The sequence below is a fragment of the Paractinoplanes toevensis genome (genome assembly GCF_018332695.1).
GTDB lineage: Bacteria > Actinomycetota > Actinomycetes > Mycobacteriales > Micromonosporaceae > Actinoplanes > Actinoplanes toevensis.
This window is the reverse complement of the sequence record NZ_BOQN01000118.1, coordinates 74,435-89,309: the sequence shown is the minus strand read 5'-3', so window position 1 is coordinate 89,309 and position 14,875 is coordinate 74,435. Positions and strand designations below refer to the sequence as shown.

Here is a 14,875-nt window from a genome sequence, read left to right as displayed (position 1 = left end):
CGGAGTCGGGACGGCCTTTCGGCGGATTACTGCGTCAGGCCTTGCCGCCCGCGAGCTTCTCGCGCAGAGCGGCGAGAGCCTCGTCGGTGGCCAGGGTGCCGGACGGCTCCTCGGAAGCGCGCGCCGGAGCCGGCGAGCTCGACGTGGTCGAGGACGACGTCGCGGTGGGAGCACCAGCCGTGACCGGGGTCGGGTTGAGCGCAGCCTCGGCGTCGGCGTCGCGGGATGCCTGCACCTGCTTGGTGTGGGCCTCCCAGCGCTCGCGAGCGTCGGCGTACTGCTTCTCCCAGGTCTCGCGCTGCTTCTCGAAGCCCTCGAGCCACTCACCCGTCTCGGGGTCGAAGCCCTCGGGGTAGATGTAGTTGCCCTCGGCGTCGTAGGTCGCCGCCATGCCGTAGAGGGTCGGGTCGAAGTGCTCCTCGCCCTCGACGAAGCCCTCGTTGGCCTGCTTGAGCGACAGCGAGATCCGGCGGCGCTCCAGGTCGATGTCGATGACCTTGACGAGGACGTCGGAGCCCACCTGGACGACCTGCTCGGGCAGCTCGACGTGCCGCTCGGCCAGCTCGGAGATGTGCACCAGGCCCTCGATGCCGTCGTCGACGCGGACGAACGCACCGAACGGAACCAGCTTGGTGACCTTGCCCGGCACGATCTGGTTGATCGCGTGGGTGCGGGCGAACTGACGCCACGGGTCTTCCTGGGTCGCCTTCAGCGACAGCGAGACGCGCTCACGGTCCAGGTCGACGTCGAGCACCTCGACCTCGACCTCCTGGCCGACCTCGACGACCTCGGAGGGGTGGTCGATGTGCTTCCAGGACAGCTCGGAGACGTGCACCAGACCATCGACACCACCGAGGTCGACAAACGCGCCGAAGTTGACGATCGAAGAGACGACGCCCTTGCGGACCTGGCCCTTCTGCAGCTTGTTGAGGAACTCGGTGCGAACCTCGGACTGCGTCTGCTCCAGCCAGGCACGGCGGGACAGGACCACGTTGTTGCGGTTCTTGTCCAGCTCGATGATCTTGGCTTCGAGCTCCCGGCCCACGTAGGGCTGGAGGTCGCGAACGCGACGCATCTCGACCAGGGACGCGGGCAGGAAGCCGCGCAGGCCGATGTCGAGGATGAGGCCACCCTTGACAACCTCGATGACCGAACCACGGACGACGCCGTCGTCTTCCTTGATCTTCTCGATGGTGCCCCAGGCGCGCTCGTACTGCGCCCGCTTCTTCGAGAGGATCAGGCGGCCTTCTTTGTCCTCCTTGGTGAGAACAAGAGCCTCGATGTGGTCACCGACCGACACCACTTCCGCGGGGTCCACGTCATGCTTGATCGACAACTCGCGCGAGGGGATGACACCCTCGGTCTTGTAGCCGATGTCGAGCAGGACCTCGTCCCGATCGACCTTGACGACGGTGCCTTCGACAATGTCGCCGTCGTTGAAGTACTTGATGGTCTCGTCGATGGCGGCGAGGAATGCTTCCTCGGACCCGAGATCGTCGACGGTGACCTTGTTGGCGCTCGAGGTGGCCTCGATGCTGCTCGTCATGTGGACAGTTGCTCCGAACGGATGGATTCGTGGTGTCTCTCGCGCTCCGCGGAACTGCCGGCGGGCACGACACAACCGAGCGGGAAAGACCAGACCGGGAAGATCAGATCCTTGCAGTCGATCATGTCGAGACCGACGACCACGGAACCTGCTCCCTGCCGAGGCACACGATCCGCGAGCGCATCGACTAGCTTACCGTGCGCATTACCACAGGTTGCAAGCCCTCCTCACGACGGCGGCACAATGTTCGGGGGAAACCTCGTAGCATGCCCGTAATATGCCGAATCAGGGCGGCACCACGCCCTGCCGTACCGTTGCCCCGTGATCGACACCCCACTCCCGCATCGCCGCTCGGTCAGCGATGCCGAAAGCCGTGTCGCCAGCCGTTCCTGGTGGGATCTGGACGCCGACGAGTACCAAGCTGAGCATGGCAAATTCCTGGGCGATCTGGACTTCGTCTGGTGTCCGGAGGGCCTGCGCGAGTCCGACGCTCATCTATTGGGCGAGGTCAAGGGCAAGAGAGTGCTCGAGCTGGGCGCCGGCGCCGCCGCCGGCGCGCGGTGGCTCGACGGCCAGGGCGCGAACGTCGTGGCCATGGATCTCTCGGCGGGCATGCTGCGGCATGCGCGGGCCGGGGCCGAGCGCTCGGGTGTACGCGTGCCGCTGGTGCAAGCCGACGCACTGGCTCTGCCGTTCGCGGACAGCGTATTCGACATTGTCTGCACCGCCTTCGGGGCGATCCCTTTCGTGGCGGACTCGGGCGCCGCGATGCGGGAGGTGGCCCGCGTCCTGCGCCCCGGCGGCACCTGGGTCTTCTCGATCACTCACCCGATGCGCTGGATTTTCTGGGACGAACCGGATGAAACCGGCTTGATCGCCAGAAATTCCTACTTCGACCGGACGCCGTACGTGGAGATCGACGACGACGGCCAGCCCTCCTACGTCGAGCAGCACCGCACCCTGGGCGACCGCATCCGGGAGCTGGTGGCCGCGGGCTTCGTGCTCCGCGACCTGATCGAGCCCGAATGGCCGGCCGGCCACGAGCAGATCTGGGGCCAGTGGAGCCCGCTGCGCGGCCGCCTCTTCCCCGGCACCGCGATCTTCGTCGCCGACCTGCCCGCGCCGCTCCCGGCAAACGCGCCGCGGCACTGAGCGGGCCCTGAGGCCGACGACCGGAAGGCGGCCGCAGGCGCGATCAGACCGCCGGCGGCCGCGGAGCTCAGAGGAAGGTGCCGGCGTCCAGGAGGGCGGCCAGCACGGTCAGGCCGGCCGGGATCAGGCGGTAGTAGACCCACGTGCCGCGGCGGTCGCTGTCGACCAGGCCGGCCTCGCGCAACACCCGCAGGTGGTGCGAGATCGTCGGGCCGGTCAGGTGGAAGGCGCCGGTCAGGTCGCAGACGCAGACCTCGCCCCCGCCGGCCGAGGCGATCATCGAAAGCAGCCGGAGACGCACCGGGTCGCCGAGCGCCTTGAACATCGGAGCGAACCGGCTCGCCTGCGCGGCGTCCAGCGGAGCGTGCGCGATCGGCGCACCGTCGTCAGCCACCGCGGCCGCGGTCCCCTCGGTCATCTTGCTCAACATCCCGCCAGCCTCACACCGCTCCGAAACCAACGACGTCCCACCACGACCCCTCCGCTCTCAAGCAGCCGCCGCGCCGAACATTACCGCCCACGGGACCGATCGTCACCGCCAGTCCTACGGCTTGTGGGAGGCAGGAGCAATGGCGCCGCCACAACACTCAGGACTCTTTGCGCTCGCTCCCAGCCCGCATCGAGCCAGGAGCGGGGCGCTAGTGGTCGGCGCCGTTCCAGTCGCGGCCGGAGCCGACCGAGACCTCGAGCGGGACCGAGAGCGGGTGGGCGCCACCCATCTCGCGGCGGACCAGCTCCTCCAGGGTCTCGCGCTCGCCGGGCGCCACGTCGAAGACGAGTTCGTCGTGGACCTGGAGGAGCATGCGGGACCGCAGGCCGGCCTCCTTGATGGCGGCGTCGACCCGGAGCATGGCGACCTTGATGATGTCGGCGGCCGAGCCCTGGATCGGGGCGTTCAGCGCCATCCGCTCGGCCATGTCACGGCGCTGGCGGTTGTCACTGGAGAGGTCGGGCAGATATCGCCGGCGGCCGAGGATCGTCGCCGTGTAACCGTCCTGGACCGCCCGCTTCACGACCGACTGAAGGTAGTCGCGGACGCCGCCGAACCGCTGGAAATACTCCTCCATGAGGGCCTTGGCCTCGTCGACCCCGATGGTCAGCTGGTTGGACAGGCCGAACGCGGACAGGCCGTAGGCGAGGCCGTAGTTCATCGCCTTGATCTTGCGGCGCTGGTCGGGGACGACCTCCTCCACCGGGACGTGGAATACCGACGACGCGGTGGCGGCGTGGAAGTCGAACGCCGAGTTGAACGCGGCGATCAGCGCCTCGTCGCCGGACAGGTGCGCCATGATGCGCATCTCGATCTGGCTGTAGTCGGCGGTCATCAGCTGCTCGAACCCCTGGCCGACGACGAAGGCGCGGCGGATGCGCCGGCCCTCCTCGGTGCGGATCGGGATGTTCTGCAGGTTGGGGTCGGTCGACGAGAGCCGGCCGGTCGCCGCCACGGTCTGGTTGAACGTGGTGTGGATGCGGCCGTCGTCGGAGACGGACTTGAGCAGACCGTCGACCGTGGACTTGAGCTTCGCGACGTCGCGGTGCCGCAGCAGGTGGTGCAGCACCGGGTCGCCGGTCTGGGCGAAGAGGCTCTGCAGCGCGTCGGCGTCGGTGGTGTAGCCGGACTTGATCTTCTTGGTCTTGGGCAGGCCCCGCTCGTTGAACAGGATCTCCTGCAACTGCTTGGGCGAGCCGAGGTTGAACTCACGACCGACGACCTCGTGCGCGCCCTGCTGGGCCGCTTTCACCTCGGCCGCGAAGTGCGCCTCGAGCTCGGAGAGGTATTCGGTGTCGGCGGCGATGCCGAGGTGCTCCATCTCGGCGAGCACCTGCGACAGCGGCTGCTCCACCTCGGTGAGCAGGGTCTGCGACTCGCCACCGTCGCGGGACAACTCCTCGGTGATCACGTCGGCCAGGTCGAGGGTGGCCCGGGCGCGCAGCATGAGGTTTTCCTCGGCGGCGCCCTTGTCGTCACCGAAGCCCTCGATGGTGAGCTGGCCGTTGTCCGGTTCCTCGACCCGCAGCTCGCGCTTCAGGTAGCGCAGGGCCAGGTCGGTGAGGTCGTAGGCGCGCTGGTCGGGTTTCGCCAGGTAGGCCGCGAGGGCGGTGTCGACCCGTACGCCGGAAAGGGACCACCCGTGCGCGCGCATGGCCAGCGAGGCCGGCTTGGCGTCGTGCACCACCTTCGGCCGCGAGGGATCCGAAAGCCATGCGGCGACGGCCTTTTCGTCCGCCTCGTCGAGAACGGCGGGGTCGAACCAGGCAGCCGGCCCGTCGCCGGTGGACACGGCCACACCGGTGAGATTGCCGGTGCCCCGCCCGAAGGTGCCGTTTACCGCCACCCCGACCGGGGCTTCGAGAGCATGCGCGGCGAGCCATCCGGCGACCTGGCCGACGGCGAGAACCGAACCGGCGATGTCGAAGCCGGCCTCGGCCTCGGGCTCGACGGCGTCGAGGTAGGAGTAGAGCCGCTCGCGCAGCACCCGAAACTCGAGGGCGTCGAACACCTGGTGGACGGCTTCGCGGTCCCACCCGTGCCAGCGCACGTCTTCGGGGCGGATCGGAAGCTCGAGGTCTTTGCGCAACGCGTTGAGCTCGTAGTTGAGCATCACCGACGACAGATGGGCGCGCAGGCTGTCGCCGGCCTTGCCCTTGATCTTGTCGGCGTTGGCGACGACGCCCTCGATGCCGCCGAACTCGGTGATCCACTTGGCCGCCGTCTTGGGCCCGACGCCGGGGACGCCGATCAGGTTGTCGCTGCTCTCACCGACCAGGGCGGCCTTGTCGCGGTAGAGGTGCGGCGGGACGAGCTGCTTCTCCTCGACCAGGGCGGGGGTCATCCGCCAGACCTCGGAGACGCCGCGGCTCGGATAGAGGACCGTGACGTGGTCGTCGACCAGCTGCAGGGCGTCGCGGTCGCCGGAGGAGATGAGCACCTCCATGCCGGCGTCGCGGGCCTGGCAGGCGAGGGTGGCGAGGACGTCGTCGGCCTCGAAGCCGGGCTTCTCGACATAAGGGATGCGCAGCGCGTCGAGGACCTCTTTGATCAGGCTGACCTGACCCAGGAACTCGGGAGGCGTCGCCGACCGGCCGGCCTTGTATTCCGGGTATCTCTCCGTGCGGAAGGAGACGCGGGAGACGTCGAACGCGACCACGATGTGGGTGGGCTTCTCGTCGCGCAGCATGTTGATCAGCATCGAGGTGAAGCCGAACACGGCGTTCGTGTGCTGCCCGGTCACCGTGCTGAAGTTGTCCTTCGGCAGCGCGTGGAACGCGCGGTAGGCCAGGGAGTGGCCGTCGAGCAGCAGCAAACGGGGGGTCAGGGCGTCGTCGCTCACGTCAGGGAACTCTAGACCTGAGGTACGACAACAACGCTGACCGCCCCGGTCGCATTTACAGCACTTTGCTGAGGAATGCCTGGGTTCGTTCGTGTTGCGGATTGGCGATGATCTCGGCGGGCGTGCCCTTCTCGACCACGACCCCACCGTCCATGAAGACGACCTGATCGCCGACCTCGCGGGCGAAGCCGATCTCGTGGGTCACGACCACCATGGTCATGCCGTCCCGGGCCAGGTCCTTCATCACGTCCAGCACCTCGCCCACCAGCTCCGGGTCGAGGGCACTGGTCGGCTCGTCGAACAGCATCAGCTTGGGACGCATGGCCAGGGCCCGGGCGATCGCGACCCGCTGCTGCTGACCACCGGAGAGCATGCCCGGGTACGCGTCGATCTTGTCGCCGAGACCGACCCGCTCCAGCAGCGACGCCGCGCGCTCGCGTACCTCAGCCTTGTTCTCCCTCTTCACCCGGCAGGGTGCCTCCATCACGTTCTGGAGGGAGGTCATGTGCGGGAAGAGGTTGAAACGCTGGAAGACCATGCCGATCGACCGGCGCTGCCGGGCGACCTCCTTGCCCTTCATCTCGTGCAGCTTGCCGCCGCGCTCGTGATAGCCGACCAGGTCGCCGTCCACGAAGATCTTCCCGGCGTTGAGCTTCTCGAGGTGGTTGACGCAGCGCAGGAACGTCGACTTGCCGGAACCGGAGGGGCCGAGCACGCAGCACACCTCGCCCGAGTTGACCACCAGGTCGACGCCCTTGAGTACCTCGAGCGAGCCGAACGACTTGTGCACGTTGTCGGCGCGCACCATCTCCGTACTCATGTCGCCGCCCCACTCTCCGAAGCCGGAACGCCGCCCTGCTCCGCCTGGATGTTCCGCAATCGCTGCCGGGCCCGCCCGGAAGCGCCGTAGCCCCGGCCGAAGTGCCGCTCCACGAAGTATTGCGCGATCATCAGGACGGTGCAGATGATCAAATACCAGATCACCGCGGCGACCAGCACCGGCAGCACCACGAAGGTGCGCGCCTTGATCGCGTTGAGCTGGAAGAACAGTTCGTAGGTGACCGGTACGAAGGCGACCAGCGAGGTGTCCTTGACCATCGCGATGATCTCGTTGCCGGTCGGCGGCACGATCACCCGCATCGCCTGCGGCAGCACGACCCGGCGCAGCACCTGGCCGCGGGAGAGACCGAGCGCGGTCGCCGCCTCGCCCTGGCCGGGGTCGATCGACTGGATGCCGGCCCGGACGATCTCGGCCATGTAGGCCGCCTCGGACAGGCCGAGCGCGAGCATGCCGGCCACGAAACCGGCCAGCAGGTCGCTGGCCTTGATGCTGTAGAACTGCGCGTTCAGGTCATCGATGCCGAACAGCTTGCCGATCTGCTGGTCGAACGGCAGGCCGAAGCCGATCCGGTCCCACAGGATGTTCAGGTTGCCGAACAGCACGGCGAGGACCAGCCGGGGTACGGCCCGGAAGAACCAGGTGTAGACGAACGCGACCCCGCGCAGGATCCAGTTGTCGGACAGCCGCATGATCGCGATGATCACGCCGAGCACGACGCCGATGACCATCGACGTCACGGTCAGCAGCAGGGTGCCGCGCAGGCCGTCGAGAACCGGCTCGGTGAACATGACACCGCGCTTGCCGGGCTCGTACGAGCTGAAGATGAACGACCACCGGAACTGATCGTTCGTGAAGATCAGGTGCAGGAACATCGCGGTGAGCACGGCGAGAACCGCGATCGCCAGCCAGCGTCCTGGGTGCCGGACGGGCACGGCCTGGATGGGTTCAGGCCGTGCCCGGTCGGTCTGTGTCTGGTCCGACATAAGGGTCAGACGGTGGGGTTGACGGCCGGGTCGGTGATGCCGCCCGCGTCGACGCCCCACTTGGTCAGGACCGTCTTGTAGGTGCCGTCGGCGATCAGCGCCTCGAGCGCGCCCTCGAGGGCCGCGCCCAGGCCGTCGGCCTGGTCCTTCGCCACCACATAGCCGTACGGCGCCGAGTCGTAGATGTCGCCGACCAGGGCGAGCTGCCCGTTGGTCTGCTTCACCGCGTACGCGCCGATCGGGGAGTCGGCCAGCATGGCGTCGTCCTTGCCGGTGACCACGGCGTTGGTCGCGTCCGACTGCGCCTGGTACTGGTCGATCGTGATCTTCGCCTTGCCGGCGTCGGTGCACTTCTTCGACCGGGCGGTGATGTCGTCGACCTGCACGGTCGCGGTCTGCACGGCGACCTTCTTGCCACACGCGTCGTCCGCGCTGATCGTGGCGCCGGCCTTGGCCGCCCACTGGGTGCCGGCCGAGAAGTAGGAGACCATGGTGGTCTCCTTCAGGCGGTCCGCGTTGATCGTGAAGGACGAGACGCCGACGTTGTACTTCTTGCTGGTGACGCCGGGGATGATGCTGTCGAAGCTGGCCGACTGCCACTCGGTGGTCAGGCCGAGCTTGGCCGCCACCGCGTTGAACAGGTCGACGTCGAAGCCGATGACGGTCTTGCCGTCGGCGTCGAGGAACTCGTTCGGCGCGTACGTCGAGTCGGTGCCGATGGTCAGCTTGCCGGCCGACTTGATGTCGGCCGGGAGCTTCGCGACCAGGGCCGCGTCGACGGCGGTGCTCGCCGACGAGGCGCCGGTGGGGGTGCTGCTGCCGGTGTCGTCGCCGGACTCCGAGCCGCAGGCGGCGACCGAGGTGGTCAGCGCCGCCGCAAGTGCCAGCCCGAGGATCGCCCGACGGCCAGGGGTGGTGCGGAACATGGATGTCTCCTCAAGAGAAATTAAGCAACGCCGAGGTAGGCGTCCTTGACCGCCGGGTCGTGCAGAAGTTCGGCGCCGGTGCCTTCCTTCACGATCCGTCCGGTCTCCAGAACGTACGCCCGGTGTGCCCGGGAAAGTGCCTGCTGGGCGTTCTGCTCCACGAGCAGCACGGTGGTGCCCTGCTGGTTGATCTCCACGATGATGTCGAAGATCTGCTGGATCAGCATGGGCGCGAGACCCATCGACGGCTCGTCGAGCAGCAGCAGCTTCGGCCGGCTCATCAGCGCCCGGCCCACGGCGAGCATCTGCTGCTCACCGCCGGACAGCGTGCCGCCGGACTGCTTCTCCCGCTCCCTCATCCGCGGGAACAGGGTGAACACCCGCTGCAGATCCTCGTCGATCTCGGCCCTGTTCTTCCGGGTGTAGGCGCCCATCTCCAGGTTTTCCCGCACCGACATGCCCGGGAAGATGCCCCGGCCCTCGGGCGACTGGGAGACGCCCCGGATCACCCGGAGGTCGGCCCGCAGCTTGGAGATGTCCTGCCCGTCGAAGCGGATCGAACCCTCCGAGACCGGGCGCAGACCGGAGATGGCCCGCATCGTGGTGGACTTCCCGGCGCCGTTGGCGCCGATCAGGGCGACGATCTCGCCCTGCGCGACGCTCAGGCTGATGCCGTGCAGGGCCTGGATGCGGCCGTACGCGAGGGAAACGTTCTCAAGCTCAAGCAGCATCGGTCGGAACCCCCAGGTACGCGGCGATGACCGCCGGGTTGTCCCGCACCTCGGCGGGCGTCCCCTCGGCGATCTTCTTGCCGAACTCCAGCACCACGATCCGGTCGGTGACGCCCATGACCAGGCGCATGTCGTGCTCGATCAGCAGGACCGTGACGCCGGTGTCCCGGATCCGGCGGATCAGCGCGAGGAGATCCACCTTCTCGGCCGGGTTGAAGCCGGCGGCCGGCTCGTCCAGGCAGAGCAGGGTCGGGTCGGTGGCCAGCGCCCGGGCGATCTCCAGCCGGCGCTGTTCGCCGTAGGAGAGGTTGCGGCTGACGTCGCCGGCTCGGTGCGCGATGCCGACGAAGCGGAGCAGTTCCATCGAGCGCTCGCGGCCCGACTTCTCCTCCCGCCAGAACCGCGGCAGCCGGAACAGCGCGCTCAGCACGCTCGTCTTGTGGTGCGCGTCGGCGCCCACCATGACGTTCTCCAGCGCCGTCATCTCGGGGAACAGCCGCACGTTCTGGAACGTGCGGGCGATGCCGCCCCGGGTGATCTCGTGCTTCTTCTTGCCGACGAGCGACTCGCCCTGGAACCGGATGGCTCCGCTGGTCGGCTGGTAGACGCCGGTCATCGCGTTGAAGCAGGTGGTCTTGCCGGCCCCGTTCGGGCCGATCAGACCGAAGATCTCCCCGCGACGCAGTGAGAAGCTCACGTCGTTGAGCGCCACGACACCACCGAACCGCAGGGTGACGTGGTCGACCTCCAGCAGAAGATCCGGATCGCCGGTTGCCGAGGAGGATGGGGAGGATCCGCCGGTCGGAGCCGGCTCGTCCACCGGACGGGCGTCGGAACGGTCGAGCTCCTCCGGAGTCTCGATGTGCGGCTCGCTCACAGCGGAGCCACCTCCTTCTCCCGGTCCTTGAGCTCCATCGCCCGGCGCCGGCTGGGAATGAGACCTTGCGGGCGCAGGACCATGATCACGATGATCACGACGCCGAAGATCGCGAACCGGTATTCATACAGGTCGGTGTGGAAGAACGGGTCCGAGATACCGCGCAGCCGGTCCGGGATGTAGGAGATCAGCGCACCACCCAGGATCGCGCCGGCCATGTTGCCCGAACCGCCCATGACCACACCGGCCAGCACCAGGATCGAGAACTGGAGCACGAACGTCTGCGAGTTGATGAAGCCCTGCTCGCCGGCGAACAGCACACCACCGAGACCACCGATGAACGCGCCGATCGCGAACGCCCACAGCTTGAAGCGGGTGGTCCGGACGCCCATGATCTCGGCGGCCTCCTCGTCCTCGCGGATCGCCAGCCACGACCGGCCGACCCGGCTGCGGTCGAGGTTGCGGACGCCGAGGATGACCACGACGATCACCGCGAGGCCGAGCCAGAAGTACGGCGTCGCGTCGGTCACGCCGAAGATCGGCTTGCCGTCCGCGCCCTGGCCGGGCGGGTGCGGGATGTTGGTGAAGCCCCGGTCGCCGCGCAGGAAGTTCGGCGTACTGGTGGCCACGATGCGGATGATCTCGGCGAAGCCGAGGGTCACGATCGCCAGATAGTCGCCGCGCAACCGCAGCGTCGGCCAGCCCAGGATCAGGCCCGCCGCCATCGTGATCGCCAGCGCCACCGGCGCCGCCGCCAGCCACGACCAGCCCGAGTGCGCGTACAGCAGGCTGTCCCTCGAGGTCAGCAGCGCCGTGCCGTACGCCCCGATCGCGAAGAAGCCCACGTAACCGAGGTCGAGCAGGCCCGCATAACCGACCACCACGTTCAGGCCCAGCGCGAGCAGCACGTAGTAGGACATGTTGAACAGCGACGAGGGCCAGTCGATGCCCTGGGTGACGATCTGCGGGCCGATCAGCGGGACGTCGCCCGCGTAAGGCAGCAGGATCGCCAGCCCCAGCGCCACGAGCGTCACGATCGCCCGCACCCAGGTCGGCTGCCGGCCGAACCAGCCGCGAACGCCGCCGTTGCCGCGGAAGTTCTGCTTGGCCTTCGGAGGGGCCACTGCGGTGTCACTCATGCTCGTGCCCTTCCGAGAGACTCACCCAACAGGCCCGTCGGACGGAACAGCAGGATCAGCACGAGCAGCACGAACGCCGCCGCGTGCAGCCACTGCGAACCGAACAGGCCGGCCGCGTAGTTCTGCAGCACACCCAGGAGCAGGCCACCGAGCAGCGCGCCCCGCAGGTTGCCGATGCCGCCCAGCACCGCGGCGGTGAACGCGTCGATGCCGAGCAGGAAACCCGCGTCGTACTTGGTGACGCCGATCTTCAGGTCGTACATCACCGCGGCGATGCCCGCCATCAGGCCGCCGAGGAGGAAGACCAGCGAGATCACCCGGGACTTGTTGACGCCCATCAGCGCCGCGCTGTCCGGGTTCTGGGACACCGCGCGGATGCCCCGGCCCAGGCGCGAGCCGTTGATGAAGCGGTCGAGCACGAACATCATCACCAGCGCCAGGACGACGATCAGGATCTGCAGGTTCGTGATGTGCGTGTCGCCGATCGTGATGACCGTCCGGGCCTGGATGATCGGCGGGACACCCCTCTGATTGCGGTGCGTCAGAACACCCACCGTCTCCGAGATCGCGAGCGACGCACCGATCGCCGTGATCAGGAATGCGAGAGGCGGGGCGTTACGGCGGCGCAGCGGCCGGTAGGCCACCAGCTCCACCGCGAGCGCGGTGAGACCCGACGCGACGATGGCCACCACCAGCCCGAGGGCCATGTAGGCGAGCATCGCGCCGAAGTTCGGCGCTTTCGAGTTCTGGTCGAGGCCGAACCATCCCCAGGCGATGAGGCACCCGTAGGTGCCGAGGAGGAAGACCTCGGAGTGTGCAAAGTTGATCAGCCGCAGGACACCGTAGACCAGGGTGTAGCCCAGTGCGAACAGGGCAATGATCGCGCCCTGTGCAAGCCCGGTCACGGTGAGCGGCCCGAAATCGTTGATCAGGCCGGAGAAGTTCACAGAGGGGCTCCAAAACGACGAGGTCGGTGTGGCCGGAGATCATCCGGCCACACCGGCCCTACGAAGAGTTACTGCGCGATCAGGAGGTCTTGATCTCCACGTCGGACTTGGCGTCGCCACTCTGGTCGAACTTGAACGCCCACACCTTGATCAGGGTGGGGTCGAGCTCACCGGTCGAGGTGAACTTGTACGTGTTCGCGATGCCCTTGTAGTTCACCGTGGACAGGTAGGTGTTCAGCTTCTCCGGGGTGGTGTTACCGGCGTCGATACCCTGCAGGAAGATGTTCGCCGCGTCGAACGCGACGTCCGAGTAGGTACCGGCGGCGACGTTCCACTGCGCCTTGTAGTCGTTGACGAACGTGCCACCGGCCGCCTCAGGCGGGGAGCACGGGCAGGTCACGACGGTGCCGACAGCGGCAGCCACGCCCGACGCCTTGGACAGGCCCGGGTCCTTCATGCCGTCGCCGCCGAGCAGGGTGCCCTTCCAGCCGGCCGCGGTCAGCTGCTTACGGATGACGCCCGCGTTGGTGTAGTAACCGCCGTAGAACAGCGCGGTCGCACCGGACGAGGTCACCTTCTGCACCAGCGCCGAGAAGTCGGTCTGCTTGCCGTCGCCCTCGGTCTTGTCCGAGGAGACAACCAGCGAGCCGAGCTTGGACTTGACGACGTCGGCCAGACCGGCACCGTACGCCGACTGGTCGTCCGCGATGAAGACCTTGGTGGCCTTCAGGGTGTCCTTGATGTACGCCGCGGCCGCGGGGCCCTGCGCGTCGTCGTTGGCCACCGCGCGGTGGAACGTCTTCCAGCCGTTCGCCGACAGCGACACGCGGGTCGCGGACGGGGTGATCGTCGGGATGCCCGCCGCCTCGAAGATCGGGTCAGCGGCCTCGGACTCGCCGGAGAACGGCGGGCCGACGACGCCGAGGATCTTCTTGTCCGCGACGAGGTTCCGGGCGACGCCCGGGGCGACCTCGGCCGCACCCTGCGAGTCGAACTTCGCAACGGTGATGCAGTCGGAACCCTTGGTCTTGTTGTACTGGTTGATGGCCAGCTCGAAGCCCTGCTCGATGTTCACACCGAGGTTGGCGGCCGAGCCGGTCAGAGCGCCGAAGTATGCGAGCTTGTAGCCGCAGTTCGAGCCGCTCGCCGTGTCGCTGCTGCTACTTGTGTCCTTATTACAAGCAGCGGCACCGGCGATGAGCCCGATGATGGCCACCCCGCCGATGGCTCGTGCGAGAACCTGCCTCAAGGTTGGAACCTCTCCTCCATACCGAACCCACCGAGCCACCGCTGGTCGATTGGCACTTGCGTGCCCGCGCGACCACGCTGCGCCCGTCATGGGCCGGGACGCTATCCCAGGTTCGCTGCCTGCCAAAAGACTTCGATCGGGCTTTCACCGAACCGTTACGTGCACAGACGCCCAGGCAGGAGAAGGTGTTACAACAGTCGTGTTTCCGCTAGATCAACTTGTGGTTGCCTGAGCTCCGCCGGCCTCCTGACCCTCGGCCAGGATCCGGTCGGCAACCTCACGCATCGTCATGCGGTGGTCCATCGCCGTGCGCTGAATCCACTTGAACGCCTGTGGTTCGGTCATCTGGTACTTCGTCATCAGCTCGCCCTTGGCCCGCTCGACCGACTTGCGGGTCTCGAGGCGGTCGGTCAGCCCGGCGACCTCGGACTCGAGCGCGGCGATCTCCGAATACCTCGACAGGGCGATCTCGATCGCCGGCACGAGGTCGGATTTCTGGAACGGCTTGACCAGGTAGGCCATCGCGCCGGCGGCGCGGGCCCGCTCGACCAGGTCGCGCTGACTGAACGCGGTCAGGATCACGACCGGGGCGATGCGCCCGCCGGCGATCCGCTCGGCGGCCGCGAGGCCGTCCATGATCGGCATCTTGATGTCGAGGATGACCAGGTCCGGACGGAGGTCCTCGGCCAGGCGGACGGCGGTCTCGCCGTCGCCGGCCTCGCCGACCACGTCGTAGCCCTCCTCGACCAGCATCTCGGCCAGATCCAACCGGATGAGGGCCTCGTCCTCGGCGATCAGCACCCGTTTGCGATCGGCCCCAGCCTGCGTGTCGGCCACGGAACCTCTACCCCCAACACTCCCGAAGTCGCGACACCCCGGTATGTGGGTATCGCCGCCCTAAGCGTAGTGGGTAGGCTGTCGGAAGCTCATCCTGGCGTCGCCAACTTGTGGCAGCCAGGTTGACCGTCGGCCCCTGTATTCCAACCGGCAGAGAAGATGGTCTCAAACACCATACAGTGTGGGTTCGAATCCCACCGGGGGCACAAGAATTGTCAAAACCGCACGCAATGCGCGCGGTAATCACCAGGGGCCCCGGTATTTCCGCCCGCATCCACGCTCCCACCGGCGCTCCCACATGATCCAACTCGGGAA

14 protein-coding genes and 1 tRNA gene are annotated in these 14,875 nt (G+C 67.5%); 2 read left to right on the top strand and 13 right to left on the bottom strand.

All coding sequences use genetic code 11. The annotated features are described in order from the left end of the window. Positions 1–34: 34 nt before the first annotated feature. Positions 35–1,546, bottom strand: coding sequence for a 30S ribosomal protein S1 (gene rpsA / locus Ato02nite_RS41035; RefSeq protein ID WP_213012100.1), 1,512 nt, complete (start codon positions 1,544–1,546; stop codon positions 35–37). Further along, positions 1,543–1,689 carry a hypothetical protein gene (locus Ato02nite_RS41030; protein WP_213012099.1) on the bottom strand — a complete coding sequence of 49 codons (147 nt, stop codon included), beginning with the start codon at positions 1,687–1,689 and terminating at the stop codon, positions 1,543–1,545. Before Ato02nite_RS41030 ends, rpsA begins: the two co-directional genes overlap by 4 nt. Before the next feature lie 181 nt (positions 1,690–1,870). Between Ato02nite_RS41030 and Ato02nite_RS41025 the strand changes: the two genes are divergently transcribed. Continuing rightward, positions 1,871–2,698 (top strand): class I SAM-dependent methyltransferase, encoded by an 828-nt coding sequence (locus Ato02nite_RS41025; protein WP_213012146.1) that lies wholly within the window; start codon positions 1,871–1,873, stop codon positions 2,696–2,698. 67 nt (positions 2,699–2,765) lie between these two features. Here the strand turns inward: Ato02nite_RS41025 and Ato02nite_RS41020 are convergent, their stop codons facing one another. From Ato02nite_RS41020 to Ato02nite_RS40970, 11 genes are all read right to left on the bottom strand, one after another. Next, on the bottom strand, positions 2,766–3,128 hold the full coding sequence (locus Ato02nite_RS41020; RefSeq protein WP_246608017.1) for an ArsR/SmtB family transcription factor: 363 nt from the start codon (positions 3,126–3,128) through the stop codon (positions 2,766–2,768). 208 nt (positions 3,129–3,336) lie between these two features. Beyond that, the gene (gene polA, locus Ato02nite_RS41015) at positions 3,337–6,030 is read right to left on the bottom strand and encodes a DNA polymerase I (protein ID WP_213012098.1); all 2,694 of its coding nucleotides are present in this window, start codon (positions 6,028–6,030) and stop codon (positions 3,337–3,339) included. 55 nt (positions 6,031–6,085) lie between these two features. Next, complete coding sequence (locus Ato02nite_RS41010; RefSeq protein WP_281419889.1) at positions 6,086–6,850, bottom strand: amino acid ABC transporter ATP-binding protein; 765 nt, start codon at positions 6,848–6,850, stop codon at positions 6,086–6,088. Further along, the gene (locus tag Ato02nite_RS41005) at positions 6,847–7,854 is read right to left on the bottom strand and encodes an amino acid ABC transporter permease (RefSeq protein ID WP_213012097.1); all 1,008 of its coding nucleotides are present in this window, start codon (positions 7,852–7,854) and stop codon (positions 6,847–6,849) included. The genes Ato02nite_RS41010 and Ato02nite_RS41005 overlap by 4 nt, the downstream gene beginning before the upstream one ends. Positions 7,855–7,859: 5 nt before the next feature. Beyond that, positions 7,860–8,780 (bottom strand): ABC transporter substrate-binding protein, encoded by a 921-nt coding sequence (locus Ato02nite_RS41000; protein ID WP_213012096.1) that lies wholly within the window; start codon positions 8,778–8,780, stop codon positions 7,860–7,862. Positions 8,781–8,800: 20 nt separating this feature from the next. Next, positions 8,801–9,511 carry an ABC transporter ATP-binding protein gene (locus tag Ato02nite_RS40995; protein ID WP_213012095.1) on the bottom strand — a complete coding sequence of 237 codons (711 nt, stop codon included), beginning with the start codon at positions 9,509–9,511 and terminating at the stop codon, positions 8,801–8,803. Next, positions 9,501–10,331, bottom strand: a complete 831-nt coding sequence (locus tag Ato02nite_RS40990) for an ABC transporter ATP-binding protein (RefSeq protein ID WP_213012143.1) — start codon at positions 10,329–10,331, stop codon at positions 9,501–9,503. The genes Ato02nite_RS40995 and Ato02nite_RS40990 overlap by 11 nt, the downstream gene beginning before the upstream one ends. Positions 10,332–10,384: 53 nt before the next feature. Continuing rightward, on the bottom strand, positions 10,385–11,527 hold the full coding sequence (locus Ato02nite_RS40985) for a branched-chain amino acid ABC transporter permease (protein ID WP_213012094.1): 1,143 nt from the start codon (positions 11,525–11,527) through the stop codon (positions 10,385–10,387). Next, positions 11,524–12,474: a branched-chain amino acid ABC transporter permease gene (locus Ato02nite_RS40980; protein WP_213012093.1), complete on the bottom strand. Its 951-nt coding sequence runs from the start codon at positions 12,472–12,474 to the stop codon at positions 11,524–11,526. Before Ato02nite_RS40980 ends, Ato02nite_RS40985 begins: the two co-directional genes overlap by 4 nt. 79 nt (positions 12,475–12,553) lie before the next feature. Continuing rightward, on the bottom strand, positions 12,554–13,723 hold the full coding sequence (locus tag Ato02nite_RS40975) for a branched-chain amino acid ABC transporter substrate-binding protein (protein WP_213012092.1): 1,170 nt from the start codon (positions 13,721–13,723) through the stop codon (positions 12,554–12,556). Between the two features lie 213 nt (positions 13,724–13,936). After that, the gene (locus Ato02nite_RS40970) at positions 13,937–14,560 is read right to left on the bottom strand and encodes an ANTAR domain-containing response regulator (protein WP_203807669.1); all 624 of its coding nucleotides are present in this window, start codon (positions 14,558–14,560) and stop codon (positions 13,937–13,939) included. Between the two features lie 132 nt (positions 14,561–14,692). Between Ato02nite_RS40970 and Ato02nite_RS40965 the strand changes: the two genes are divergently transcribed. After that, positions 14,693–14,766, top strand: a tRNA-Leu gene (locus tag Ato02nite_RS40965). Positions 14,767–14,875: the final 109 nt, after the last annotated feature.